18 protein-coding genes are annotated in these 26,147 nt (G+C 69.3%); 7 read left to right on the forward strand and 11 right to left on the reverse strand.

What is annotated here, in order from left to right:
- Position 1 precedes the first annotated feature (1 nt).
- Together NB3_RS03815 and NB3_RS03820 are read right to left on the reverse strand one after the other, a co-directional pair.
- A complete protein-coding gene (locus NB3_RS03815) occupies positions 2-1,309 on the reverse strand; it encodes a DUF7159 family protein (RefSeq protein WP_244891756.1) in 1,308 nt (435 codons plus the stop codon).
- Positions 1,310-1,461: 152 nt separating this feature from the next.
- A complete protein-coding gene (locus tag NB3_RS03820) occupies positions 1,462-2,784 on the reverse strand; it encodes a UDP-glucose dehydrogenase family protein (RefSeq protein ID WP_067796493.1) in 1,323 nt (440 codons plus the stop codon).
- Positions 2,785-2,930: 146 nt separating this feature from the next.
- Between NB3_RS03820 and NB3_RS03825 the strand changes: the two genes are divergently transcribed.
- Positions 2,931-3,467 (forward strand): YdcF family protein, encoded by a 537-nt coding sequence (locus NB3_RS03825; RefSeq protein ID WP_084485719.1) that lies wholly within the window; start codon positions 2,931-2,933, stop codon positions 3,465-3,467.
- A gap of 19 nt (positions 3,468-3,486) precedes the next feature.
- On the opposite strand, the gene darG is transcribed toward NB3_RS03825, so the two are convergent.
- Positions 3,487-4,626 carry a type II toxin-antitoxin system antitoxin DNA ADP-ribosyl glycohydrolase DarG gene (gene darG / locus NB3_RS03830; RefSeq protein WP_084485721.1) on the reverse strand — a complete coding sequence of 380 codons (1,140 nt, stop codon included), beginning with the start codon at positions 4,624-4,626 and terminating at the stop codon, positions 3,487-3,489.
- A gap of 12 nt (positions 4,627-4,638) precedes the next feature.
- The gene (darT, locus tag NB3_RS03835) at positions 4,639-5,325 is read right to left on the reverse strand and encodes a type II toxin-antitoxin system toxin DNA ADP-ribosyl transferase DarT (RefSeq protein ID WP_067796505.1); all 687 of its coding nucleotides are present in this window, start codon (positions 5,323-5,325) and stop codon (positions 4,639-4,641) included.
- A gap of 367 nt (positions 5,326-5,692) precedes the next feature.
- Between darT and NB3_RS03840 the strand changes: the two genes are divergently transcribed.
- The 4 genes from NB3_RS03840 to NB3_RS35490 all read left to right on the forward strand — a co-directional run bounded on the left by NB3_RS03840 (position 5,693) and on the right by NB3_RS35490 (position 9,831).
- A complete protein-coding gene (locus NB3_RS03840; protein WP_067796508.1) occupies positions 5,693-6,922 on the forward strand; it encodes an acyl-CoA dehydrogenase family protein in 1,230 nt (409 codons plus the stop codon).
- Positions 6,922-8,070, forward strand: coding sequence for an acyl-CoA dehydrogenase family protein (locus tag NB3_RS03845; protein ID WP_067796511.1), 1,149 nt, complete (start codon positions 6,922-6,924; stop codon positions 8,068-8,070). Before NB3_RS03840 ends, NB3_RS03845 begins: the two co-directional genes overlap by 1 nt.
- A gap of 130 nt (positions 8,071-8,200) precedes the next feature.
- Entirely contained in the window at positions 8,201-8,677 is a 477-nt protein-coding gene (locus NB3_RS03850; protein ID WP_067796514.1) for a GbsR/MarR family transcriptional regulator, read from the forward strand.
- Positions 8,674-9,831 (forward strand): FAD-dependent monooxygenase, encoded by a 1,158-nt coding sequence (locus NB3_RS35490; protein ID WP_067796517.1) that lies wholly within the window; start codon positions 8,674-8,676, stop codon positions 9,829-9,831. The genes NB3_RS03850 and NB3_RS35490 overlap by 4 nt, the downstream gene beginning before the upstream one ends.
- A 99-nt stretch (positions 9,832-9,930) precedes the next feature.
- Here NB3_RS35490 and NB3_RS03860 read toward each other — a convergent pair whose 3' ends face one another.
- Complete coding sequence (locus NB3_RS03860) at positions 9,931-13,098, reverse strand: (Fe-S)-binding protein (RefSeq protein WP_067796520.1); 3,168 nt, start codon at positions 13,096-13,098, stop codon at positions 9,931-9,933.
- A gap of 459 nt (positions 13,099-13,557) precedes the next feature.
- On the opposite strand from NB3_RS03860, the gene NB3_RS03865 reads away from it, so the two are divergent.
- On the forward strand, positions 13,558-14,280 hold the full coding sequence (locus NB3_RS03865; protein ID WP_084485725.1) for a DUF8020 domain-containing protein: 723 nt from the start codon (positions 13,558-13,560) through the stop codon (positions 14,278-14,280).
- Positions 14,281-14,343: 63 nt separating this feature from the next.
- On the opposite strand, the gene NB3_RS03870 is transcribed toward NB3_RS03865, so the two are convergent.
- The 6 genes from NB3_RS03870 to NB3_RS03895 all read right to left on the reverse strand — a co-directional run bounded on the left by NB3_RS03870 (position 14,344) and on the right by NB3_RS03895 (position 23,857).
- Entirely contained in the window at positions 14,344-15,231 is an 888-nt protein-coding gene (locus tag NB3_RS03870; RefSeq protein WP_067796617.1) for an NRDE family protein, read from the reverse strand.
- A 137-nt stretch (positions 15,232-15,368) separates the two neighbouring features.
- On the reverse strand, positions 15,369-16,694 hold the full coding sequence (locus NB3_RS03875; protein ID WP_067796523.1) for a S1 family peptidase: 1,326 nt from the start codon (positions 16,692-16,694) through the stop codon (positions 15,369-15,371).
- 112 nt (positions 16,695-16,806) lie between these two features.
- A complete protein-coding gene (locus NB3_RS03880) occupies positions 16,807-18,165 on the reverse strand; it encodes a S1 family peptidase (RefSeq protein WP_067796526.1) in 1,359 nt (452 codons plus the stop codon).
- Between the two features lie 163 nt (positions 18,166-18,328).
- Positions 18,329-19,435, reverse strand: a complete 1,107-nt coding sequence (locus NB3_RS03885; protein WP_067796529.1) for a hypothetical protein — start codon at positions 19,433-19,435, stop codon at positions 18,329-18,331.
- Positions 19,436-19,482: 47 nt separating this feature from the next.
- Positions 19,483-22,068 (reverse strand): LuxR C-terminal-related transcriptional regulator, encoded by a 2,586-nt coding sequence (locus NB3_RS03890; protein ID WP_067796533.1) that lies wholly within the window; start codon positions 22,066-22,068, stop codon positions 19,483-19,485.
- Positions 22,061-23,857 (reverse strand): Hsp70 family protein, encoded by a 1,797-nt coding sequence (locus NB3_RS03895; protein WP_084485727.1) that lies wholly within the window; start codon positions 23,855-23,857, stop codon positions 22,061-22,063. The genes NB3_RS03890 and NB3_RS03895 overlap by 8 nt, the downstream gene beginning before the upstream one ends.
- A gap of 297 nt (positions 23,858-24,154) precedes the next feature.
- Here NB3_RS03895 and NB3_RS03900 point away from each other — a divergent pair.
- Positions 24,155-26,147: IniB N-terminal domain-containing protein (locus NB3_RS03900; RefSeq protein ID WP_067796535.1), on the forward strand; the 1,993-nt coding region annotated here is incomplete at its 3' end.

Here is a 26,147-nt window from a genome sequence, read left to right on the forward strand (position 1 = left end):
CTCAGCGCTGCGGCGGCGGAGGGAAGGGAAAGACCTCCGGCGGGATCGTGGGGACCACGATCGGCGGAAGGCCAGGCACCACGATGGTGTTCGGGCCGGGCGGTGGCGGCGTCTCGCTGGTGGTCTGCCTGCGGTTCGGCGGCGGCGCGGCGATGGATTCGTGCGCAGGCGACTCCGTGGTGCCCGGCGCGACCGCGATCTGCGGATCCAAGCTGGTCGTGCGCGGTGTGGTGGTCGGCGACAGCGACGGCGATCCCTCGCTGGTGTGCGAATCCCGTTCCAGCACTTGCGGTCCGTAACCGAGACCGAGTCCGATCGCGGCGACCACGGCCAGCGCGCTCACGGTCAGCACCGCGCCGCTGATCTCGCGTTTGCCGCGCTGGGCCGGAGCCGACAACCAGGCGGGTGACAGCTCGTCGTCCAGCAAAGCGCTCGCCGTCGGCGTCTCCTTGCGGACCGGTCTGGCCAGCAGCGCCGCACCGCGAGCCATCACGGTCTCCGGGCTGTCGGGCACGATGACGGGCACGCCCATCCAGCGTTCGAGCACCTTGGCCACCAGCGGGATCCGGGCGCAACCGCCGATGGCGAGCACGCCGTGCACCGGGCGGTCCGAACGCACGATCACGTCGCGCGCCATCCGCGCCGACGACTCGATGGCCAGCATGATCAGCGATTCGAAGTTCTCCTGCGCGAGCAGGACCAGACCCTGCTCGCTCGGCAGCGCCACCGCGGTGTTGGTGGTCAGCTGCTCCTTCGCCTCCCGGCACAGCGCGTCCAGCGCGGCCAGGCCCGCGGCGTTCGGCGGGTGCGCGATCCGCCCCGAGGCGATCTGCTGCTCCCGGATCAACGAGTCGAGATAGTCGCCGCTGATGTCGCTGGTGCGCTCGCTGTGCCTGACCTCGCGGGTCTGGGTGTCGACCACGCTCACCGTCAGGCCCGAGCTGCCCAGGTCGTAGACGACCAGCGAGGAGATGCCCCGGATATCGCCGGTGGCCTGCGCGAATTCGAGTGCGGCCGCGATCTCCGGCACGAGTTCGTAATTGGTCAACTGCTGGCGCGCCATGGCGGCGCGAATGGCGCGGGCGTGCTGCTCACTGCGGTAGGCGATCGCGGTGGCGCCGATACCGGGCGTGGCCTCCAGGGTGACGCCGATGGCCTCTGCCGCCAGCTCTTCCACGCTCTGGTCCAGGACCGGAATGGTCTGCAGATCGAAGGAATGCGGGGAGACATGCCCGTGGGGGTTCGCGGCGTGCGGTCGCGCCATACGGACAGCGCCGGCCCCCACCGAAACTCCCAGTACCGAACTCATCAGCTGCCCATCTCGTTTCACACTGCACGACATGCGAGCCTGCACCGTCCGTCGGCGGAGACCCGCTGGACGGACCCTACCGTCGGCGATCAGCTGTGCTTAAGGCAGGACCTGGTCGTCTGTCTGGCAGTAGCCCGCCTCGCCTCGCAACTCTACGGTGTGCCGAGTCCCGCGTACACCCATCCGGCTGCTCTCCAGGTGGCACGATTGAGACAGTTCCTGCCGTCGATGATCGAGCGGGCGCGCACCACGTGGTCGAGGTCGCCGGGGCGCAGCGCGGTGAATTCGTCCCACTCGGTGAGCACGAGCACCACGTCGGCGCGTTCGCACGCCTCGATGACCGAGGTCGCGTAGTTCAGGGTGGGGAACACCCGGCGCGAATTCTCCAGCGCCTTGGGATCGTAGACGGTCACGACGGCGCCGTGCAGCTGGATCATGCCGGCCACGTTCAGCGCGGGGGAGTCGCGCACGTCGTCGGACTCCGGTTTGAACGCCGCGCCGAGCACCGCGACGTTGGCCCCGAGCAGTGAGCCGCCGCAGGCGCGGGCGGCCATGTCCACCACCTTGGTCCGGCGGCGCATGTTGATGTTGTCGACCTCGCGCAGGAAGGCGACTGCGTGGTCGGCGCCGAGTTCGCCGGAGCGGGCCATGAACGCGCGGATGTCCTTCGGCAGGCATCCGCCGCCGAAACCCAGTCCGGCGTTGAGGAATCGACGGCCGATGCGCGCGTCGTAGCCGAGGGCGTCGGCCAGCATGGTCACATCGGCGCCGGTCGCCTCGCAGACTTCGGACACCGCGTTGATGAACGAGATCTTGGTCGCCAGAAAGGCGTTCGCGGAGACCTTCACCAATTCCGCTGTGGCGAGGTCGGTCAGCAGGAACGGGACCTCGGCGGCGATGAGGTCGGCGTAGATCTCACGCACCAGATCCTCGACCCATCCGGCGGCGTCGCGGTCGCGGTCGACGCCGAGAACCAGCCGGTCGGGCCGCAGGGTGTCCTTGACCGCCCAGCCTTCTCGGAGGAATTCCGGATTCCACGCCACTTCGACGTCGGTGGAACTCAATGCGCGAGCGCGAGTTCCCAGCGCGGCCGCCGTGCCGACCGGGACCGTCGATTTGCCGATGATCACCGAGGGACGTTCCAGCAGCGGGGCGAGCGTATCCACCACCGCGCGCACGTATTTCAGGTCGGCGGCGTACTCGCCCTTCTTCTGCGGCGTGCCGACGCCGAGGAAATGCACGTCCGCGTGGTCGGCTGCCTCGGCGTAGGAGGTGGTGAACCGCAGGCGGCCCGCATCGAGGTTGCGGCGCAGCACATCCTCCAGGCCCGGTTCGTAGAACGGCACCACTCCGTCGGACAGCTTCGCGACCTTGCCGGGGTCCACGTCCACTCCGATGACGTCGTGCCCGAGTTCGGCCATGCACGCCGCGTGCGTGGCCCCGAGGTACCCGGTTCCGAAGACTGTGCATCGCATGATCGATTGGTAAGCCCCGCCGATGGACACGCCACGTCAGCGAGGCAAGGGTCCGGGCAACAGCAGATGTACATGCGGCGACGTCGCCGATGCGGGCGCCATGACCTGGCGGAATGCGCGCGCGGCGTCCGGCTAGCATCGGCCTGATGCGACGTCGTCGGTTGGTGTGGACCGCGCTCGGCGCCGGTCTGGCGGTGGTTGTCGCCACGGTGGCGCTGTGGCCGGTCTATGTGCGTCCGCGGACCGATCCGCCCGCGCGGGCGGACGCCGTGCTCGTTCTCGGTGGGGCACACGACGGTCGCGAACAGCTGGGCCTGCGCCTGGCGCGCGAGGGATACGCGCCGCGGGTGGTGTTCTCCAATCCCTATGAACACAGCGCCATGCTGAACCGCATCTGTCACGGCGGCTACAGCTTCGAGGTGCTCTGCTTCGACCCGTCCCCGCGCACCACCCGCGGTGAGGGCCGCGAACTGGCGCGCCTCGCCCGCGCCCACAATTGGCACCGCGTCATCGTCGTCACCTTCACCCCGCACATCTCCCGAGCCCGCTACGTCCTGCGAAAGTGCTGGGCCGGAGAACTCCTCTTCACCGACCCCGAACCCACCCTCTCCCTCCCCCGCTGGGCCTACGACTACGCCTACCAATCCGTGGGTTACCTGAAGGCGTTCTTCGAGGACTGCTGAACCGACCCGACGGCACGTCCTACCGCTCTGCTGCGGGCGATGGGGCGGCCCCTGCGGGTGGACCCTCGAATCGGTGGCCGCTGCGTTGCCCCGTCACTGTGCTCCCGGAGTGCGACAACAAGTGATGCAGCGCCGACTCCACATGCGCATCGGTATAAATGCGGCCTTTTCGTTCTGTCCAACCGCGTACGGCCTCGGCGGCCCTGGCTGCATCAATCGAAGTATGCTTCTGCATCACCCAGTGCGTGCTGGCAAGCAACTCGATTCCGTACGGACCCTCGAAACCCTCCACAGTCTTCAATACAGTGCTGGCGACTTCGGCCACCCAGTGCCCGGTTTCGGTTTTCAGGAACTCGTTCAGATCCTTCTCTCCGCTCTCGGTGAGCGCGATGGGGTCGTTGTCGAGCGTTTTAGCTGTTCCGTCTCCCAGTCCGGTGGTGTAGCCGCCCTCCATTTCTTGGAGGACAAGCCTCACTTTTTCACTATAAGGGCCATAGCGTGCTGGATTGAATTGCAGGCCCAGTGCGGGCGCGTAAAAATCTGCGAAATACATAAGTTTCTGTATTTCCAGGTGCGAAGCGCCGGAAGGATCCTCCCATGGCTCCTGTGCGCGTCGTTTCGCGATGTAGCCGCGCAGGAGGTTCAGCATCAGTGCTTTGCCCCAGGTCATGCGTAGCGCGGACGGGGCGTCCAGCTTGCGGGGCCCTGGCGCGGGTTTGTAGACGACGGCCGTCACATCGGGCTTCGCCGCGAACGCGGATCGCAGCCGGGGTTCGACATCCGCCCAGTTCAATCCGCCGTTTCCTGCCCCGAGCGGCGGTATGGCGAGCGACTTGATGCCGAGTTCGTCGACGACTCGCAGGAGATCGGTGAGCCCATCGTCTATATACGACAGTTTGGATGGGGCACGCCAGTGCTTCTTGGTGGGGAAGTTTATGACGTATCGCGGGCCGTCCAGCTGCCCCGTCGTGAAGACGAGCATATGGCCGATGCGCACGTCACCACGGTCGCATGCCCGCCTATACTCTTCGAACATTTGCGGATAGCGTCGTTTGAATTGAAGTGCAATTCCCTTGCCCATAACGCCCACGCAATTCACAGTGTTGACCAGCGCCTCGGCATCCGCTGCCAGAAGGTCGCCCTCTCCCTCGACTATCATCAAATCACCTCCTCAGTAGTACATCTTCGGATCGACTCCATACTCCCGTATGCCACCGACATCCTCCAGGTGCGCCCGCACCACGCGCAATGTATCTTCGCGGAAGCAGCGAACTTGAGTGATCAGATCCAGGGGGACCTCTTGGTGCACCAGTACCTCCGCCGATCGTCTGCTCTTCCGGTCGCCGTCGTCGGGCGTATTGAACCAGTCGCGTTGGCTTAGTAGCGGGAAATCGACGAACTCGCCGAGCGACGATAATTCGCGGCTGAATCTCGCATACGGCGTTGCCGCATTGCGGTCGCTCGCGCACCAGGTCAGGCCGGTATCGATGATGTCACCGAGCGCGATTCCGAGCATGACGAGCGGTCGGCGACCTCCCTGGTACCCGTCATGGCCACGGCAGACGCGGTAGAGCATGGGTGACTTCGCGGCTATGTAGAACGGGACATGGTCGCTCACCATGGCCCGTGGATAGGCCGGGTCGGGCCGAACTCTACGATGGCTCCTGCGCTCTTTGATCTCCAGGTCGGCGACATTGACGTTCGCCGCTACGCGCGCTGCGGGCAGGATCCGCTTTTCGGCCACCATGCTGGGCAAGTTCAAGGTGTGGGTGAAGTGCCAAACGAGCCAGTCACGCGGATTGTCCGGGGTCGGTCGCCCGTTCCGGGCAGCGAAGCCCGAGTCCGGAAAATATCGCAAAGTTAAAGCTACCCCCCGGCTTTGTCGATGAACGCCAGGGACACCGTAGTGGATCGGTAGCCGGATCGGTAGGCGGCTTCAACGTCCACGCTGTGCGGAAAGTTCTGGCGCGCTACGTCTTTGGGATTCCCGCAGGTGTCAGTGCTGCGCTGGGCGCTGAAGGCCGAACTCGAATCGGAACCGTCGTGGCGGCATTGCTCCTGACGTCGGGGTCCACCGGAAGTGATTGTCGAGGTAGACGCCTGGTAAAGGGTCTGCGGGCATATGACGTCAGTTTGACTCGGTGAAAGAAACGGTCGTACATTCTGTCGCGTGGTGGCGGGATGGTCGCCATGGAAGCGACGGTGCACACCCTCCGGGAGGGCAGATGGATTACGACTGGTCAGCGGAGGATCTGGCGTTTCGGGACGAGGTGCGCGCGTTCCTCGACGCGAAGCTGACGCCGGAGTTGCGGCGGGCCGGGCGCTTGGCGACGAGCGTGTATCCCGACCATGAGGCGAGCATGGAATGGCAGCGCATCCTGCACGAGCGCGGCTGGGCGGCGCCCGCGTGGCCGGTGGAGCACGGCGGATGCGACTGGAGCCTGACTCAGCACTACATCTTCCAGCGGGAATCGGCGCTGGCGGGCGCGCCCGCGCTCTCGCCGATGGGCATCAAGATGGTGGCACCGGCGATCATCGCGTTCGGCACCCCGGAGCAGAAAGCGTTCTTTCTGCCGCGCATCCTCACCGGCGAGATCTTCTTCTGCCAGGGCTACTCCGAGCCGGAGGCCGGATCGGACCTGGCCGCGCTGACCATGGCCGCCGTCGACGACGGCGAGGACTTCGTGTGCACCGGCAGCAAGATCTGGACCACCCACGCCACCGAGGCGAACTGGATCTTCTGCCTCGTGCGCACCTCGCGCACGGGCAAGAAACAGCAGGGCATCACGTTCCTGCTGATCGACATGACCGCGCCGGGCATCGAGATCAGGCCGCTGGTGATGACCTCGGGCGAGCAGGTGCAGAACCAGGTCTTCTTCGACAACGTGCGGGTGCCGAAGACCAATGTGCTCGGCCGGATCGACGACGGGTGGACCGTCGCGAAGTACCTGCTCGTGCACGAGCGGGGTGGCGCGGCCGCGCCGTGGCTGCAGGTCATGGCGCAGGACATCGCCGCCAACGCGGCGCGGCAGCCAGGCCCCGACGGCAATCCGCTGATCGACGACCGCGTGTTCGCGGCGAAGCTCGCCGATCTGCGGATCCGCACCGAGGTGCTGGAAATTCTGGAGTACCGCACCATTTCCGCGATGGCGCAGGGGAAGAACCCGGGCCCGGCCTCTTCCATCCTCAAGATCCTCGGCACCGAACTCAGTCAGAAGCTCACCGAGCTGGCGTTGGAGACAGCGGGACCACGCGGTCGCGTCTACCAGCCGCACGCCACCATGCCGGGCGGCCCGATCGCCCAGTACACGCCACCCGCCGACGGCTACCGCAGCGGCGCGGACTGGCAGGCCGTCGCTCCGCTGAAGTACTTCAACGACCGAGCGGGCTCGATCTACGCGGGCAGCAACGAGATTCAGCGAAACATCCTCGCCAAAGCAGCATTGGGACTCTGATGGACTTCACGCTTACCGACGAGCAGGAAATGCTCCGCTCCGCGATCGCCGGATACCTCGGCGCCCGCTACGACCTGGAGAAGAGCCGCGCGGCGGCGAAATCGGACGCGGGCTGGCAGCCCGCCGTCTGGCGCGGCTTCGCCGACGAACTCGGCATTCTCGGCGCTACCCTGCCCGAGCGGGTGGACGGCACCGGCGGCGGTCCCGTCGAACTCATGGTGATCGCCGAGGAACTCGGCCGCGCGCTGGTGGTCGAACCGTTCGTGGACACGGTGGTGCTCGGCGCCGGATTGCTCGAGCGCTCCGGCGGCGAGCAGGCCGATGCCGTGCTGCGCCGGATCGTGACCGGTGACGCGCGTGTCGCGTTCGCCGCGCTGGAGCCGACGTCGGGAGCCACGCCGCACGACGTGTCCACCACCGCCCGCCGCGACGGCGACGCCTGGGTGCTCGACGGCGAGAAGACCGTGGTGACCAGCGCGCCACTGGCCACCGACCTGCTGATCACCGCGCGTACGTCCGGTGAGCGACGCGACAAGGCCGGCATCTCGCTGTTCCGGCTCGAATTCGACGCGAGCGCTCCCCCCGCCGGAGTCGAGGTGCACACCTATCGCACCATCGACGACCGGACGGCCGCCGATCTGGTGTTCACCGGCTTGCGGCTGCCCGCCGACGCGCTGCTCGGCACGGAGTCGGACGGCTGGAGCGTCATCGAGCCGACCATCGCGGAGGCGACCGCGGCGATCTGCGCCGAGGCGGTCGGCTGCATGCGCAAAGTGCTCGCCGACACCATCGACTACGCCAAGCAGCGCGAGCAGTTCGGCCAGCCGATCGGCAGTTTCCAAGTGCTGCAACACCGCATGGTGGACATGTACATCGAACTCGAGCAGGCCATCGCGGCGGTCCACCTGGCCGTCCATTCCCTGCGCGCCTCCACCGACGACCGTGCCCGCGCCGTCTCGGCGGCGAAGGTCACCGTCGCCAGGGCGGCGCGGTTCATCGGCCAGAACGCCGTGCAACTGCACGGCGCGATGGGCATGACCGAGGAACTCGCCATCGGCCACTACTTCAAGCGGCTCACCGCGATCGAACACGAATTCGGCTCGACGGACGAGCATCTCGCCCGTTATGCGGCGCTGACCAGGCCGTAGTCACGCGACGGCGCGCGCGGGTCGCTATCGGCCCCGCGCGTCGTCCGGTCCCGTGCTCGGCCGCGCCTTGCCATGTCCATATGTTTCAGTAAATACTGAATCAACTAGACATGTGTGAATCGGAGTGAGTATGGCGAATCGGGACCCCGGCCTCGAGCAGGTGCTGGAGTGGGTCGAGCGGGTGGCGATGTTCTGCACGGCGGAATACGGCATCCCGCCGATCTCGGGGCGCATCCTCGGATGGTTGATGATCTGTGATCCGGCCGAGCAATCGGCGGACGAAATCGGTGCGGCCATCGGAGCGAGCCGGGCGTCGCTGGCCACGAACATGCGGGTGCTCATCGATGCCGGTTTCGTACGACGGCGCACGAAGCCCGGTGAGCGCACGCACTTCTACCGGATGGACGACGACGCGTGGAGCACCGTCGTGCAGCGGCGGGTGGCAGGTTTGCACTCGTTTCGCGACGTCGCCGCGCAGGGCATGGAACTGGCGGGGCCCGGCAGCGCGCGAGCCGAGCGGTTACGGGCGGCGCACGACGTCTACGACTGGATGGCGAAGCGGTTGAGCGAAGAACCGCTGCCTTCGCGCGAGAGCGGCGAGCGGTGACGGGGCAGGGCCGGTCGGCGATCGTCGCCGGAGGCGGGATCGGCGGACTCGCCGCGGCCGTCGGACTACACCGGTCCGGATGGGCGGTGACCGTTCTGGAGCGCAGAGCGCGAGCGGGAGAGATCGGCGCGGGCTGGTCGTTCGCTCCGAACGCCGTGCGTGCGGCGGACGCGCTGGGTGTCGGAGCGGACTTCCGCGCCGTCTCGGTGCCGACGCAGGCCGGAGCGACCCTGCGGACTCCGTCCGGCCGATACCTGATGCGATACGAGGCAGGGCGCGACGTCGCGCTGCTGGCCAATCATCGCGCTGATCTGCACAGCGCGTTGCTCGGCCATCTGCCCACCGGCGTCGTACGTGCCGGAGCCGAGGTCATCGGGTTCGAGCAGTCCGGATCAGAGGTGTCGGTGACCTACCGGACCCAGGACGGAACGCACCGAGCGGTCGCGGACGTCCTCGTGGGCGCGGACGGCATCCACAGCGCGGTGCGGCGCGGCCTGTTTGCCGACTCCGATCCGGTCTTTCAGCGCATTCTGTGTTGGCGCGGGGTGACCGAGCCGGGCTCGGTATGGCCGATCGAAGGATTCCAGACTTGGGGACGAGGTGCGCGTTTCGGCGCTCACCCGCTGACCGATCGGCGGGTGTTCTGGTTTCTCACCGTACGGCAGTCCGAACCACGGATCCGCTACGGGAACGATCTCGCGGAACTGCGTCGGCGGGTGGGCAGCTGGCACAACCCGATCCCTGCTCTGCTGGCCGCGACGCCACCGGAGGCGATTCTGTGTCATGACATCTTCGATCTCGATCCGTTGCCGTCGTTCGCCCAGGGCCGGGTGGCGCTGCTCGGCGACGCCGCGCACGCGATGACGCCATTCCTCGCGCAAGGCGCGTGCCAGGCGCTAGAAGACGCGACCGTGCTCGCCGCTGAGCTGCGCGACGGCCCGGTTCCGGCGGCGCTGGCCCGCTTCGACCAGCTGCGCCGCCCACGCGGACAGCAGGTGCAGCGCATGGCACGCCAGGACCCCGCGATAAGTCTGTCCACCAATGCCCTCGTCTACGGACTGGCGACCGGTATGACCCGCCTCGCCGGACGCGGCGTGGCCGGACGGAAGTCGGCCAGATTGTGGGATTGGACGCCTCCGGCGATCGGCGAGTAGCGCACGCCCGCGTCGACGAGTTGCCGATCGCCGGATACGGCGCGAACGAAAGAGCCCGGGTACTCCTCGAGTACCCGGGCTCTTCTCCGCTATCCCGGCTCAGCTCTTGCGGCCCGGCGCCTTCGCGCCGGCCTTGAAGCCGAGACCGCCCGGCTTGGCGGTGGGCGGCGCGACTTCGGATGCGCCGTTGCCGCTCGCGCCGTTGGACTGCTCCGGTTCGGCGGCGGGTTCGGGCTGCGCGGCGGAAGCTTCTGCGACGGGAGCTTCCGCGACGGGAGCCTGCTCCGCGGGAGCCGGTTCGGCGGGAGCCGCGTCCTTCGGGGCCGCTGCCGCCTTGCCGGGGGCCTTGGGGCCGGGCCGCTTGAAGCCGGACTTCATGGCCAGACCCTTGGCGGGCACCGTCGGCTTGGTCTCGGTTGGGCCGGTTTCGGCCGTTTCCGTAACCGCTTCGGCCGACTTCGCCTCGGCTGGTTCCGCAGCCGCTTCGGCGGGCGCGGCCTCGGCCGCAGGAGCCGCCGTAGCCTTCGCGCCAGGTGCCTTGGCCGCGCCCTTCATGGCGAGACCACCACCGGGCGCCTTCGCGCCGCCCTTCATGCCCAAGCCCTTGACCGGCTTGGCCTCGGCAGCTTCGGTTGCGGGAGCCTCGGCCGGAGCTTCGGCGGCGGGGGAAGCGGCGGCCTTGGCACCGGGTGCCTTGGCTCCACCCTTCATCCCCAGACCACCGGGCGCCTTCCCCGGACCCTTCATGGCGAGACCCTTGGCCGGAGCGGCGGGAGCCGACGCGGCTTCGGTCTCCGCCGATTCGGCGTCGGGAGCCTTGGCGCCGGGCGCTTTGGCCGCACCCTTCATGCCCAGGCCACCGGGTGCCTTCGCCGGGCCCTTCATGGCGAGACCGCCACCACCGGGCGCCTTGGCCGGGCCCTTCATCGCCAGACCGCCGCCACTCGGCGCGGCCTTCGCCGGCGCGGAAGCCTCTGCGGTCGGGGCCGGTTCGGGCTCCGGTTCCGGCTCGGGCTCCGCCTCGGGCGCCTTGGGCTCCTGGATGACGGTCAGGTTCTCGGTGAGCACCGCGGGCTCGACGCGCTCGATGGCATCCAGCATCAGCTGGGCGACGTCCACCACCTCGACGCCTTCGCCCTCGCCCTTCTCCTGACGCGCGGTGACGCCGTCGGTGAGCATCACGCGGCAGAACGGGCAGCCGGTCGCGATCTTCGCCGGGGAGGTGGTCAGCGCCTCGTCCACGCGGTCGATGTTGACGCGCTTGCCGAGCTGCTCTTCCATCCACATCCGCGCGCCACCGGCGCCGCAGCACATGGACCGCTCGCCGTGGCGCGGCATCTCCACCAGGTTGGAGCCGGACGCGGCCATCAGCTCACGCGGCGCGTTGTAGATCTTGTTGTGGCGGCCCAGGTAGCAGGGGTCGTGGTAGGTGACCTTCTGCGACACCGAGTTCACCGGGATCAGCTGCTTCTGCCGCACCAGGCGGTTGAGCAGCTGGGTGTGGTGCACGACCTCATAGGTGCCGCCGACCTGCGGATATTCGTTGTTCAGCGCGTTGAAGCAGTGGGCGCAGGTGACGACGATCTTCTTCTTGCGGTCTTCGACGCCGTCGAACACCGAGTTCAGCAGCTCGATGTTCTGCTGGGCCAGTTGCTGGAACAGGAACTCGTTGCCCGCGCGGCGAGCGGAGTCGCCGGTGCAGGTCTCCTCGGCGCCGAGCACCATGAACTTCACGCCCGCGGTGGCGAGCAACTCGGCGACGGCCTTGGTGGTCTTCTTGGCGCGGTCCTCGTAGGCGCCCGCACAGCCGACCCAGAACAGGTACTCGTAGCCGTCGAAGCTGTCGGCGTCCTGGCCGAAGACCGGGATCTGGAAATCGAGCTCGTTGATCCAGTTGAGCCGGTCCTTGGCGTTCTGGCCCCAGGGGTTGCCCTTGTTCTCCAGGTTCTTGAACAGACCGGCCAGCTCGGAGGGGAACTCCGACTCGATCAGCACCTGGTAGCGGCGCATGTCGATGATGTGGTCGACGTGCTCGATGTCCACCGGGCACTGCTCGACGCACGCGCCGCAGGTGGTGCAGCTCCACAGCACCTCGGGGTCGATGATGCCGTTGACGTCGGCGCCGCCGACCAGCGGCCGCTCCGCCTCGGCCTTGGCGGCCTCGGAGATCTTGGCCAGCTTCGCCTCGTTCGGGTTGCCATCGGCGTCGACCAGGCCGATCTCCTCGCCGCCCAGGTCCTTGCGGCCACCGGCCAGCAGGTAGGGGGCCTTGGCGTACCCGTGGTCGCGCAGCGACATGATCAGCAGCTTCGGCGACAGCGGCTTGCCGGTGTTCCAGGCCGGGCACTGCGACTGGCAGCGGCCGCACTCGGTGCAGGTGGTGAAGTCCAGCCAGCCCTTCCAGGAGAAGTCCTCGATCCGGCCGGCGCCGAAGGTGTCGGTGTCCGGGTCGGCGGTCTCCATGTCGACCGGCTTGCCCTTGGACATCATCGGCTTGGCCGCGCCAAGCGCGACGCCGCCGTCTTCCTCACGCTTGAAGTAGATGTTGAAGAACGCCGAGAAGCGGTGCCAGGCCACGCCCCAGGTGACGTTGCGGCCGACGTAGTACAGGAACGCCATACCGGACATCAGCTTCACGAAGGCGAACAGCGCCACCATGGTGGTGTTCGCGGGCAGCAGCTTGGCCACCTGCATGGTGAAGAAGTCGGTGGCCGGGTCGGAGTGGCCGTAGGCGGCGATCTTGCCCGCCTTCACGAAGATCATGCCGAGGCCCTCGAGCAGGACGATCGCCTCGATGACGTAGGCGGGGCCGAACTTGGAACCGCTGAACCGGGACAGCCGCTCCGGCACCCGGGGGTGGTTGAGCTGGCGCAGGACGATCAGCGTCAGGATGCCGACCACGGTGCCGATGCCGAGGATCTCGTCCCACAGGTGGTAGATCGCCAGGTTGCCGATGATCGGCCAGTGGAACGCCGGGTCGAAGGTCTGCCCGTACGCCTCGAACCACAGGATGGCTCCGCCGATGAAGCCGATCATCACCAGCCAGTGCGCCCAGCCGACGGTGCGGAATTTGTTCATCCGCGTGTGCGCGATGAACTCCACGAGCATCTGTTTGAAGCGCGGGAAGAAGGGTCGCCAGCGGTCCGGCGCGGGCTGTCCGACCATGATGGCGCGCGCGATATCGCGGACGCCGCCGATGAACGACGCCCAACACAAGAGGCTGAGCGTCGCCCCAATCGTGCCCAGCGTCACTGTCAGGGCATTCATGTCGCGACCTTTCTTTAGAGGCACCCCGAGTGCGGCTTGTTCCGCTACCGTCTCGGTTCGCTCGTATCCTAACTGGCAGTAAGTTACCCGCCAGTAACAACCATGTCCATCGTACGATCGGCTTTTCGGCTATAGCCCCATATGCTGGGGCTTGACCGTCTATTTACCTGTGATCAATCTCACAGTAATTCCGCCGATCGTGCTGGCGAGTAGCCGACCACCACCGTAAACGGCGAAGCATTCCGTCCAGTCGGTAAGGATTGGCTTAGTCCCCATGCCTGATAAGGGATCTCGCTTAAAACGCGACGGTCTATTAGGCTCACGACGTTCTGATTGCCGCGACCGTCTTCACACTGCTCGGGGAGGATCCGGAGCCGACCACCCGGATTTGCTGTACAGAGCTCTCGCGTGCTGATGACCAGTGGTGACGTACGACCTGATGATGGATTGGAAACTGAATTGAATCTCCGCAGAACCACCGCGGCGGCCGCGATGGTCATCGGTGCGATGACCATCGGATTGGGGACCGCCCATGCCGAGCCGGCCGCTGCTACGCCCGACCCGATCCGGTACTCGGTCAAGCTGGTGGAGAAGACCGTCGTGACGACGCTCAAGGGGGGAACGTTCGAGCTGGCCAAGTCCTCCGAGGACGTCAAGGAAGACGACGTCTACCGGATCAAGGACTCGGAGGGCAACGCGGTCCTCACCCTGCCGATCGCCTTCAAGGTCGCCGACACCGTCGTTCCGGTGAAGCCGGTCGTGAAGGAAGACAACACGGTGCTCGAGCTGACGCCTGAGCAGGGCGTCAACGTCAACGTGCCCAAGGACAAGCCGCTCAACGCGGTCAACGTCGTCGCGCAGCCGATCGCGTCGCCGATCGAGAACCAGCGCGCGCAGAACGAGTTCGCCAGCCAGTTCGGCATCGCGACGGCCGTCGGCGGCTTCCTCGGCACCGCCATCGGCGTCATCGGTGGCGCGGTGATCGGCTGCATCCTCGGCCTGCCGTTCCTCGGCGTCGGCTGCATCCCGGCCGCGATCGCGGGCGCCGGCATCGGCGGCATCCTCGGCACGGTCGCCATCGGCGGTCCGGCTCTGCTCGTCGCCGGCATCGACCTGGTGAACACGCTGCAGGCGCCGGATGGCACCACCAAGTGGGCGGACAAGCCGAGCGAACCGAAGTAAGCCCTCGGTCCCACCCATAGATCCTCGGCGGCCCGCTCTCCTCGGAGGGCGGGCCGCCGTCGTTCATCCGGCCAGATCCAGCAGGCCGCGCACGACGTTCTCGCCCCGTTCCTCGCCCAGCGGGCCGAAGGAGCGCTCCACCATGTCGAATGTCCCGTCCTCGCGGACGATCAGCACCGTGCTCGCGCGTGTGCCGTGCACGGTGTGCGCGACGAACCTCGCCGACAGCGCCCGCTCCATCTCGTGCGGCACGCCCGTGTGCGGCAACTCCTCGTCGGCGGCTTCGGTGCGGTCGGCCAGCACCTCGAAATAGCGGTCCACCGCTCCCGGCTCGGTGCGCACGACCTCGCGCAGCCCGCGCACACCCGCCCGTACCTTGGGCCAGATGGGCTGTGGCGCCATCAGATCGGCCTCGCGCAGGCTCGGGCCAGCCGAGGTGACGAAAGTGCCGTTGGAGAGCCCGTGGAAGCCCGCCGCGAGTTCGCGTGGTTCCGCGGCGCTGCGGTTGGAGTGCCACCACAGCGTGCGCAGGTCCGAGACCACCAGGTTGTAGCCGTTGTAGTCGTCGGGAGCGGCGGCGACGTCGAGCACGTACTTCTCCGGGCCGGGGAACTCGCCCGCCCGGCCGCGGTCGGAGGCGCCGCGCAGGAAGTCCATCAGCAACGCGCCGCGAGAACGGGCGTCGAGACGTTGATCGGCGGGGTCGCGCACGTTCGTGACGGCGGCGAAACGATTGTCGCCGTGCGGGTGGGTGCTCAGACCGAGCCAGGTTCCCGGCGGTTCGCCTTCCGCCCGGCCGACGGCCCCGGTGTCGCGTCCGGCGAGCAGACCGGGCGCTTCCGGCCACCAGCGCATGGACTCGGTCGGACGGGTGTAGAACTCGTCCCGGTTGGCCGCGACGATCAACCGGTATTCCGGGTGCGCGCGCCAGCCGATCAACACCAAACACATGCGGTCCAGGATGCCGGACCGCTGCCGCATGCCATGGGGCGTTTCCCCGCGGCGGGCCGCGTAAGGGCAGTGGAAAGCCCCTGAGACGGCGAAAGGCCGGCAGCTCGACGCTGCCGGCCTCTCGCGCGTTCCCGCGGTCAGTTGGTGCGAATGCGCAGGCCCGGGTTGTCCGAGAGCACCACGTGCACCGGCTGCGCGAACAGCTGCGGCACGTTACCGGTGAGCGCGCCGATCAGGTTCGGGATCTCGCAGATCGGGTAGTCGGCCACCGACGACGCGCTGGAGATGCCGAGCGCCAAGCGGCCGGTCACGATCGGGCCGCCGCTGTCGCCGGGCAGCGCGCAGATGTTGGCCGAGAAGCTCTGGGTGAGCTCGCGGTCGCCGACCTGCACGGTCTGGTCGACGGCGTTGACCACGCCGCAGCTGAAGCCGGTGCGCGCGCCGGACTTGCACACCGGAGCGCCGACCACCGGGGTCGCCACGCCTTCGACCGGGATCGGAGCGGCGCCGGGCGCGCGGACGCCGTTGTTGGCGAAGCGGTCCTTGGCCTGGTCGTTGACCCGGATGATCGAGTAGTCCTGCGCACCGAGCACGGACTTCTGGAAGACGCCCAGCTGCGCGCCGAGGCGGTCGCCGTTCATCTCGTAGACGCCCGCGGCGTTGCCGCTGCCCGCGGACGGGATGTCGGGGTTGCAGTGGCCCGCGGTGATGTTCACCGTGTTGCCGTTGCGGTCGGTGCCGTTGAAGCCGAGCGAGCAGCGCAGCGAGCTGCGTCCGGCCACCGAGGCGAAGCCGTCGCCGCCCGCGAGCGCGCCGCGCGCGTCGCCGGCGATGTCACCGGCCTGCAACGTGCCCTGCTCGCCGGCCACCGGCGGTGCCATCACGATGACGCGCGCCGGGTCGATGAAGTTCGGCATCGGCAGGCCCGCCTGATCCACGCGGACCGCGATCGCGTTGTTGACGGTGTCCACCACCGCGCCACGCACCAGCGAACGCACCGCCTCCGGCTGGCCTTCCAGCCAGCGCTCGAACGCGCTCTTCTCGCCGCGCAGGGTCGCTTCGCTCTTGGCGACGTTGCGGACCTCGAAACCGGCCGACTCGGCGGCCTTCTTCGCCTCGTCCGCGCCGGGGCCCTGCGCCAGCGCCACGACCGCCTTGCCAGCGTCGTCCAGCCAGGAGCCGCCGAACACGGCCGGGTACTGCCGCTGGGCGGTGGTGGCGAACGCGGCCACCTGCTGCGCCAGCTCCGCACGATGCAGGTACTCGTCGGGCGAGATCTTCAGATCGCGGGTCACCGCGGCGGCCAGGTCGGCGGGCAGGCCGGGAGCCTGGTCGGGTTGAGCCGTCGCCACTGCCGCGGTGGGCCCGAACAGCAGTATCGCCGCCGAGGCGGCGATCACTGTCTTTCGGATTACGGTCTGTCGCGCAGTCGAGCGGGGAGGTCCTATACGTGGCAGGAGCATGAGCAGACTATATGGGGTTTGACGCGGTATGCCTACTCATCTTGTGGTTCCCGACTCCCTCATAGCCCGCCGACCGGCGATATGCCGATCGACACACCGAACGGCTCTGCGCTCAGCTCGCGTTCGGCCGGGTGCGCACGGTGATGCCGCTGCCGATTCCGCCGCCGGAAGAGGCGTCGATGTCGGCCAGGATCGCCCGGATCGGGATGCCGAGCGAGGCGGTGCCGCCGTACTGCGCGAGGGCGATGTTGGCCTCGTTGCAGTTCGGCGCGTCCGCCGCGTTCGACCCGCTGGTGATGCCGAGCGCCAGCGTGCCGGACACGATCGCGCCGCCGCTGTCGCCGCCGAGCGTACAGGCCGAGCTGGCGAACCCGCGCACGGTCTTGCTCTCGCCCTCCGCGGTGTAGAGCTGGGTCTCCACCCGATCGGCCACGACGAAGCCGCAGGTGAAGGTGGACGACTGACCCGACTTGCAGACCGGGGCTCCGGTGATCGGGTCGGCGGTGCCGGTGATCGCCAGCGTGGTGCCGTTGGCGCCGCGCACCGAGGGCTGGTCCATGCCGGCCCGCACCGCGCGCTCGTTCAGCTTGATCACCGAGTAGTCCAGCGCGGACTGGCCGCCCAGCGAGGCGCGCACGAAGGTGCCCAGTTCGGGGCTGGCCGGGATGTCCCGGACGTTCGGCAGGTAGACGCCCGCCTCCTGGTTGCCCTTGCCCAGGTTCGGATCGCAGTGGCCCGCACTGATGTTCAGCGCGTTGCCGGAAGCGTCGATGCTGTTGAACCCGAACGAGCACACGTCGACGGCGCGCAGGGACGAGTCCTGGAGCGAACCGGGTGCGCTGATGTAGGTGTCGCCGCCCATCGGCCTGCGCTCGACCGGGCCGCCGCTGTTCGGCGACAGGATGACCTTGATGTTCGCCAGGAGCGTCGGCAGGTTGAGCATGTGGCCCGCGGGGGTGTTGGCGACGCTGAGCACCAATTGGCTGTTCAGGAAGTCGATGGCCACGGAGTTGATCGCCTGCGAGATCTCGCGCGGCAGGCCGGTGATCCACTGGTTGAGCTGCACCAGCGAGCTCTCCAGGCTGTCCGCCGACACGGGGGCCAGCCGGGTCTGGTAGCCGTCGGCCGCGGCGATCTTGGCGGCGTCCAGCGAGGTGACCGCCATGACGGGCTTGCCGTCGGCGCCGATCCAGGCGCCCGCGTAGGAATCCGGCCGCTCCGAACGGAACTCGCGCGCGTAGTCGCGCAGCTGCTGGGCCCGCGCGGCGCGGTCGAGGTACTCGGTGGGGGTCATCTTCAGATCGCGTGCGATGGCCTGCACGAGTTCCGGTGGGAGAGTGTCCGCCGCGAGCTGTGCCGGGGCCTCGGGTACCGCCGAGGCGGTGGTCGTGCCGAACAAGGGAGCCAGGAGAACGGTCGATGCGATGGCGACAGCCTTGACCGCGGCGCGACGCGCCACCAACTTGCGCATGAAGTCCCTTCGTCGGCACGCACGTGCCAGCTAAATCCGTGGCCACGGGCAGAATCCGTTGGCACACAGTCTTCGTCCAGCAACCGACCGGTGTGTGGAAATTCATCCGACAACCCGGTCAGCGCAACACTCTAAGCCACAAACCCGAGAAGGACGCTACTAATCACCGACTACCCGGTATTCCCATTCCGGGGATGGTGGGAATCTGCGGCAGCTGCTGACCGAACGGGTTGGTCGACGGCGTGGTGGATCGCGTCGTCGAGGTGCGCGTGGTGGTGCTCGGCGTCGTCGTGGTCGGCGGCGGGGTGGTGGTCGGCGGGGTGGTGGTCGGCTCCGGCGTCGTGGTCTCGGTGATCACCACCGGCGGCTCGGGCGGCTCGGTGGTCGTCGTGGTCGTGCTGGTCACGACCGGCGGCGGGGCAGGCAGCACCGAGGTCGGCTCGGACTTGGCGTCGGGCAGCGGCGGCACCGGCGTCTCGCCGCCGTCGCGGAACAGCATGGCCACCACGATGCCGCCGAGCACAAGGCCGATCACCGCCGCGCCCGCGATCAGCAGCGGCGTGCGCTTCGAGCGCGGCGCGGGAACCATTGGCGGCGGCTGCTTCTCGAGCTGCTCAGGTTCCGCGGCCACGAGCGTCTCGGCGACCGGGATGGCCGCCGAATACGCCTGCGGCTGCGCGTCGGCGGCGGGCACGGCGGGGATGACGATGGTGTCCACCGTCGAGTTCTCCGCGGTGGTCGGGTCCGGCGGGGTGGCCCCGGCCGGGGTGGCGAGCACGGCCGCCAGCGCCCCTCTGGCCGCGTCGTGGGCGAAGGACCTGCCATCGGCTCCGGTCGCCGCGCTCGGCAGCTCACCCTCGCTGACCAGCAGCACCGAGCGCAGACCCAGGTAGTCCAGCGCGTCCCGCAGCGAACGCACCTGCTCGGCGGGCCAATCCGCCGGATGCGTCGCGTAGAACTCCGCGGCTCCGCTGAGATGCTCGGCGGCCAGGTTGATCAGGCAGAACAAGGCGGTCGCGACGAGGTCTTCGGCGCGGTAGGCCTCACCGTCGTCGACCGGGATACCCGCGGGGTCGCCGACGGCGGCCACGAAGCCGCTGATCGAGTGGGCATCGCCGGTGGGAGGAGGACCACCCAGTTCGGCGTCACCGTCGTCGGACATGTGCAGCACCGACTCACGGACGATGTACCTCGGCTGCTCGTCACCGTCGGTGACGATGACCGCCGTGCACTCGTCGTCGGCGACGCGCAGGCCAACCCCAGTGGCCATCCTCACCTACCTCGCTTCGGCGTTCCCGCTGACGGAACCGCACCCGGTCACACCAGAAGCGAACCGTGTCCCATGGCGCGGAGCATCGACAATAACTCCGAACGGGAACGGGCACCGACCCGGCGTCTGATGCGCGCGACGTGGTGCTCGACCGTCTTCGCCGAAATGTACAGGCGCGCACCGATCTCGCGATAGGTGAGCCCGAGCAGAACCAGCTCCGCCACTTCGCGTTCCCGTTCGCTGAGGATCGCGGCCTGCGGCGGCACGGGCGGCGGCGGGGCGTCGCCGTTGTGCGCCGCCGGTGCCGCCGGACGAGGCTGCGGCTCCTGCGGACGGGCGTCGGCGCGCACCGTCCTGGCCAGTTTGAGCAGCGCGGTGGCCGTCGCCGAGTCGGGCGTCGCGAGCGCCGCCTCGCTGGCCAGCCTGGCGCCGTCCCAGGTCATGCCGATCTCGGTGAGGGCGGCGACCGCCGCGTGCACCGGCGCGCTGACGACCTGGCCGCGCAGTACGAGCACCCAGGTGCGGCCCGCGTCGGCCAGCACGGCGGCGTGCCGGTCGCCCGCCTCGGCCGCGGCCTTCAACGCGCGCGCGTGCGGCAGCAGCTCCTCTGGGCTTTCGTGCGCGATCGCGGCCTGCACGCCGTACCAGTGGAAGGCGTTGGACCATGCGGGTGGATCGTTCAAGCGGCGCAGCAGCGCGAGCGCGGCGTCCACCAGGGGCGTGATCCGGCGTTCGTCGCGCATCCGGATGGCGGCCAGCCACAGTTCGCCGATCGGCAGCAGCGCGAGCAGATCGGCCTGCACGTCGTCGAACAGCGGATACGCCGCCTGCCACGCGCGAGCCAGCGCGGTGTGATCGCCGCTGCGCCGGGCCAGGCCGACCGCGACGCCGTGCGCCAGCAGGCGGTCGCGCATGTCGAGCCGGTCGTGGTCGAGCGCGGCGACGGTGGCGGCGGCGGCGCGCTCGTCGCCGCCCAGCATGGCCGTCCAGGCCGCGAGCACGTCGAGCTGATGGCAGCGCAGCCCGCTCGCGGCGGCCCGTCGCAGCGCGTCCTGGGCACGACGGGGCTCGCCGGTGCCGAGGGAGAGCAGCGTGGCGATCGAGGCCGCCGTGCACGGCAGGAAGCGGTCCACGCCCGCGTCCGCGTGGGCGGCCTGGACCAGCGCCGATACCGCCGCCGCGGTGTTGTTGCCCGGTTCGATGGTGTCCGCGAGCGCGGTCGCGATCAAGCGCGCGTGCGCGCCCGCCTCGGTGGGCGGCCACTTCGTCGCCGACGCCGACATCTCCCGCGCGCCCGCGACGTCGCCCGCCAGGCACAACACTGTGGCGCCGACCGCCCAGTCCGGGCCGACCCGGTGCCCGCCGAGCCACGTGTACAGCTGCGCCGCGCGACCGACCAGCCCGCGCCGGGTGAGCACCGCCGCGCAGATCCGCACCGCCGTCGCGAGTTCAGCGCCGGTGCTGCCCGAGCGCGCCAGCATCGGCTCGGCCAGCCGCATGGCGGTGTCGCCGTCGCCGGTCCTCGCGGCCGCCTCGGCCCAGCGCAGCGCGATCAGATCCAGTTCGGCGCCCGCGGCCGCCGCGGCGGCGTAATAGCGAACCGCGTCGCGGCCCGCCTGCCCGGCGGCGGCGACGAGGAAGTCGGCCAGCCGGGGATCGCGGACGCCGGACTCGGCCAATTGCAACGCGGTGCGGTCGCGCAGCAGGCCCGCCTCCAGCCTGGCGCTGAGCAACCGGCGCTCGACCGCGACGAACCTGCGGTCGCCGAGCAGTGTGCGCAGCGGGGCGACGGCGGGCTCGAGCAGCAGGTCGGCATCGGTCACCAGGGCGCTGGCCCTGGCTCGGTCGATCAACTCCTGCGCGACGGCCTGCTCGACGCCGAGCACCTCGGTGAGTTCACTGGAATCCAGGCCCGTGCCCGTGGTGGCGACCACCAAGGTCTCCAGCAGGTCGGGCTCCAGGTTGTCCAGCAGCCCGCGCGCCCACGTGGCGACGGCCGTGTCGACGGCGGCGATGCCCGCGTCCAGCCGCGCCGAGCAGGCGGCCGTGAGCGCGGCCACCACGCCGCCGCGAATACCCGCGGTCTGCACATGGATGTGCTGCGCGACCTGGCGCGGCACCATCATGCCCAGCTCCCTGGCGAACGGGGCCATGTCCGCGACGCCGAGCGGACGCAGGTCGACGACGCGACCGCGCCGGGCGACCGCGTCGGCGAGCATCCGCAGCCGCGGGTCGTGCGGGCGCGGCTGGGTGGCGATCACCATCGTGCGATGCCCGGATTCCACGGCGTTGCAGAGATATTCGAGATCGAGCCGGCTCAGTGTGTGGGCGTTGTCGATGATCAGGGCCGGGCGGGCGGTATCGGTCGTGACGCCTGCCGTGCCGCCCGGGTTCGGCGTGCGGGTCACCGGATGCGCGCCGTTGCGCGCGTGCGCGTGCTGGAGCGCGGCGATGTCGTCCTGCAACGGGACGCCGCGAGCGCGCAGCCGAGCGCGGATCTCCCCGAGCAGTGTCGACTTGCCGGTCTGGGACCGGCCGCGGATCAGGTAGACCACCGGTTGGTCGTCGGCGGAATCGAGATCGCGGAAGATGTCGCGGGCACAGGGAAGGGTGTCGAAGGCGTGATCAGCCACCGGAGCCTCCCAGGACCTCTCCGGGAGCGCGCAACACCGTGCCGAGGGTGTCGCCGAGCACGCCGGTCGGCAGGCTCGGTGCGCTCGGCACCGTGGGACGGGGCTGCTGCTGGGTCGGCGCGGGCGGGTTGGTCGGTGCGGGCGCGGGTGCGGGTGCGGGTGCGGGTGCGGGGGAAGGCTGTTGGGGTTGCGGCTGCGGAGCGGATTGCTGCGCCGGGGTATCCGCTGGAACCGGGGCGGGTTGATCGTGATTCTGCTCGTTCTGCACCACAGCCACGGTGGTGCCCTGAGCCGCCGACGAAGGCGAGCCGGCCTGCGGAGCTTCGGTCCTCGACTTCGGCCGGCCGGTTGCGTTCGCCGAGTCCGTCGCGGCGACGCCGGACGGAGCGGAGGGATCGTTCGGCTGCGCTCCCGTGGTCGCGGCGACTTGGGCGGCGCCGGTGGTGGACCGCTCGGTCGACCCGGGATTGTCCGAGCCGGACTGGATGCCGGTGCCGAGGGCGAGCGTGCCGGTGGCCAGCAGGCCGATGGCGACCGCGACACCGGCCACCACCGCCATGCGCCGGCGGCTGATCAGTGCGCGCCTGCGCGCCGGGGGCTCCTCCGGCAGCGCCGCGAGTCCCGCCGATGGAAGCGCTCGCGGCTGCGGCACGGTCTCCTCCTCGGCCACCGGATCGACCAAGGGAAGTTGGTCGGTCTCGGCGGCGAGCAGATCGGCGGCCAGCAGCGCCGCGCCGCGCGCCGTGGTGTGCTCGGGATCGGGAGCCGCCACGACGGGCAATCCGAACTCGGAGGAGACCAGTTCGGCGACCAGCGGGATCGCGCCGCCTCCTCCGGTGAGCAGGACGCGGCCGACATCGCCGATGTCGAGCCCGGCCCGGTGCACCGCGTCGCGGATCAGGTCCATCGCACTCAGCAGCGGCCCGCGCAGCAGATCTTCCAGCTCCCCGCGTACCAGGCGCACGGTGCTTCCGTGCGGATCCGCGGGGTCCAACCGCACCGGAACAACGGTCGCGGTATTTATGGAAAGCTCTTCTTTCGCTTTCCGGCAGCGTTCCCGCAAAGCCGATAATTCGCGTTCCACCATCGGATCGAACGGATCGAAATCGGCGGCCAGCACCGCATTAGCCAGGACATAGCGCATGGTCAGCAGATCGAATTCGGCGCCGGCGACGTCGGTGCTGCGCAACGGTGTGCCGAGCAGGCTGGCGTGCTCACCGGTGCGTACCACCGAAACCGTCGAGCCGGAGGCGCCGAGATCCAAGACGAGCACCGCGCCGTCGTCGGTCCTGCCGTGCGCCGCGTCGAGCCAGCGGATCGCGGCGGTCGGCTCAGGCACCAGCGTCACATCGCCGAGCCCGGCCCGCTCGAGTGCGTCGCGCTGGATGTCGACGGTGTGCCGCGACCACCACGCCGGGTGGCAGGCGACCGTCGCCTGAACGCCGCCGCGTCCGGTCTCGGCGGCGATCTCGTCGACCAGGCAGCCGATCGAGGTCGCTACCAGGTCGGGAGCGGAATAGGACGAGCCGTCCTCGGCGAGGATGCCGACCGGGTCGCCGACCCTGGCGAGAAATCCTTCCAGCAGGATGTCGCTGGAATGGCGACCGGTGGAGCGAGCGCCCGCGCCGAGCGTGGGCGCCATGTCCGGCGACAGCCGCAGCACGCTCGGATGCGAGCGTAGATAGCCGCCGCCGGACGGGCCGAGGCCGTCGTCGCCATCCTCCGTTGCCGCCACGGCGACCGAATTCGACGCCCCGACAGTGATGCCGAGCGCCAGGCGCTGTGTCATACGTGAACCCCGTTCGAGAAGCTGTCAGGTCCGGTGTCGCTGCTGTGTATCGAGCTGGTGCGCTGAGCGTTGTAGTTGCCGACGCAACCGTTCTGTCGGTTGCTGAGCATCCGCCGTTACTCCGTTAGGGGGACGATTAGGGAATTTCCCCTAATTTCGCTCTTACCCCTATCGGGTGGCCACGGCCGGTAGTAGGGGTTCGCCCCGTTTCGGCGTAACGCGATGCGCTCCTAGCGTGATTTGCATTCCAACGACTGCGGATCAGCGAGGTCCGCCGGGACTCAGGAGAAGATTCTCATGACACCCAACGCGATTCTGGAGTTCATCCTCGGTCTGCTGCGGAACCAAGAGGCCGCGGTCGCATACTGCGCCAACCCGACCCAGGCGCTGGCCGCCGCGGGCCTGAGCGCGGTGACCCCCGAGGACATCGCCCTCTGCGCCCCGATGGTCGCGGAGTCGGCGCTGGTCACCGGTGGCTCCCAGTTGCAGTCCATCGTGGCGGCAGGCGCGCAGACCGGCACGGCCGCCGCGATCGGCGCGGCGGGCACCGTGGGTGCGGCGGCGGTGGCGGACGCCGGAGTCGATCTGGGCGCTGATCTCGGCGTCGATCTCGGCGGCGGTGCGGGTGGCGGCCTCGACGTCGACCTCGGTGTCGGAACGGGCGTCGACGTGGGCGCCGGACTGAACACCGCGATCGACACCGGACTGGACATCGGCGCTGGTCTCGGCGCGGGACTGGCCGCGGGCCTCGACACCGTGGTGAACGCGGGCGCCGACCTGTCCGCCGCCGTCGGCGGCCTGCTCGGCGCAGGCGCTCAGGTGATCAGCGGCATCGGCGCTGGCCTCGATCTGGACGCCGAAGGCGCGGGAGACATCGCCGCCGGACTCGGCACCGGCCTCTCCACCGGCATCGACGCGGCAATCGGCGCGGGCGCAGGCCTCGGCGCGGGCCTGGAAGGCGCGGTGAACGGTGCGGCGGGCTTGGGCGCTGGGCTGGAAGGCGCGGTGGACGCCGCGACCGGTCTGACCACGGGCCTGGAAGGCGCTCTGGGCGCCGGTGCGCAGGCGGGCGCGGATCTGGGCGCGGGCCTCGGCGGAGTGATCGACGCGACGACCGGTTTGACGACCGGGATCGGCGCGGGCCTGGAAGGCGCGGCGGGCGCCGCGGGCGATCTGACCGCAGGCCTCGGTGGCGCTGTGCAGACGGGCGCTGACCTCGGGGCGGGTCTCGGCGCCGGTATCGGAGGCGCTGTCGATGCGACGACCGGCCTCGGAGCGGGTCTGGAAACCGCCATCGGTGGCGCGGCGGACATCACCACGGGTGTCGGCGCAGGTCTGGGAGGTGCTGTGCAGGGCGCCACGGACATCTCCGCGGGATTGAACGCGGGGCTGGAAGGCGGTCTCGGCGCGGCGACCGACGTGACCTCGGGCCTCGGCGCGGGTCTCGAGGGCGCTGTCGACGCGACGACCGGTCTCGGAGCGGGTCTGGATAGCACGGTCGGTGGCGCGGTGGACCTCACCACCGGTATCGGTGCGGGCCTCGAAAGCGGCCTGGGCGCCGCCACCGATGTGACCGCGGGGCTCGGCGCTGGTCTGGAGGGTGCTGTGGACGCGACGACGGGACTCGGTGCCGGTCTGGACGCCGCGGCTGATGTCACCACGGGTCTCGGTGCGGGTCTCGGCGGAGCTGTCGATGCGGCGGGCGGCCTTGCCACAGGCGTGGATGGGGCGCTGGGAGCTGGTGCCCAGGCAGGTGGTGGTCTGGACGGTGCCATCGATGCGACGACCGGTCTCGGTGCGAACTCGGGTGGTGCGGCTGACGTCGGCACAGGTCTGGGTGCGGGACTCGGTGGAGCCGCGAGTGCGGCGACCGATCTCACGGCGGGTATCGACAGCGCGATCGGCGGGGTGGCGAACCTCGGCACCGGTGTGGGTACGGGACTCGAAGGGGCCGTCGACGCGACAACCGACCTCGGCGCGGGCATCGGGGGTGCTGTCGATGCCGGGCTCGGTGCGGGTCTGGACGGCGCGGCTGATGTCACCACGGGCCTCGGTGCGGGCCTCGGAGGAGCCGTCGACGCGACAACCGGCCTGGGCGCGAACCTGGGAGGGGCTGTGGATAGTTCCGCCGGTGTCGATGCGGGGCTGGGCGGCGCTGCCAATGTGGCGACGGGTATCGGTGCCGGTGTGCAGGCTGGGCTCGAGGGTGCGGTTGATGCGTCGACCGGTCTGGGGGCGAATGTTGGTGGGACTGTGGATGGTTCGGCAGGTGCCGCGACGGACTTGACCG

The sequence above is a fragment of the Nocardia beijingensis NBRC 16342 genome, assembly GCF_001612785.1.
Classification (GTDB): Bacteria; Actinomycetota; Actinomycetes; order Mycobacteriales; family Mycobacteriaceae; genus Nocardia; species Nocardia beijingensis.

What these genes read in the sequence shown, in the direction of transcription:
- NB3_RS03815 (WP_244891756.1), bottom strand. Translation starts at nt 1,309, where the DNA reads ATGAGTTCGGTACTGGGAGTTTCGGTGGGGGCCGGCGCTGTCCGTATG.
- NB3_RS03820 (WP_067796493.1), bottom strand. Translation starts at nt 2,784, where the DNA reads ATGCGATGCACAGTCTTCGGAACCGGGTACCTCGGGGCCACGCACGCG.
- NB3_RS03825 (WP_084485719.1), top strand. Translation starts at nt 2,931, where the DNA reads ATGCGACGTCGTCGGTTGGTGTGGACCGCGCTCGGCGCCGGTCTGGCG.
- darG (WP_084485721.1), bottom strand. Translation starts at nt 4,626, where the DNA reads ATGATAGTCGAGGGAGAGGGCGACCTTCTGGCAGCGGATGCCGAGGCG.
- NB3_RS03840 (WP_067796508.1), top strand. Translation starts at nt 5,693, where the DNA reads ATGGATTACGACTGGTCAGCGGAGGATCTGGCGTTTCGGGACGAGGTG.
- NB3_RS03845 (WP_067796511.1), top strand. Translation starts at nt 6,922, where the DNA reads ATGGACTTCACGCTTACCGACGAGCAGGAAATGCTCCGCTCCGCGATC.
- NB3_RS03850 (WP_067796514.1), top strand. Translation starts at nt 8,201, where the DNA reads ATGGCGAATCGGGACCCCGGCCTCGAGCAGGTGCTGGAGTGGGTCGAG.
- NB3_RS03860 (WP_067796520.1), bottom strand. Translation starts at nt 13,098, where the DNA reads ATGAATGCCCTGACAGTGACGCTGGGCACGATTGGGGCGACGCTCAGC.
- NB3_RS03870 (WP_067796617.1), bottom strand. Translation starts at nt 15,231, where the DNA reads ATGTGTTTGGTGTTGATCGGCTGGCGCGCGCACCCGGAATACCGGTTG.
- NB3_RS03875 (WP_067796523.1), bottom strand. Translation starts at nt 16,694, where the DNA reads ATGCTCCTGCCACGTATAGGACCTCCCCGCTCGACTGCGCGACAGACC.
- NB3_RS03880 (WP_067796526.1), bottom strand. Translation starts at nt 18,165, where the DNA reads ATGCGCAAGTTGGTGGCGCGTCGCGCCGCGGTCAAGGCTGTCGCCATC.
- NB3_RS03885 (WP_067796529.1), bottom strand. Translation starts at nt 19,435, where the DNA reads ATGGCCACTGGGGTTGGCCTGCGCGTCGCCGACGACGAGTGCACGGCG.
- NB3_RS03895 (WP_084485727.1), bottom strand. Translation starts at nt 23,857, where the DNA reads ATGACACAGCGCCTGGCGCTCGGCATCACTGTCGGGGCGTCGAATTCG.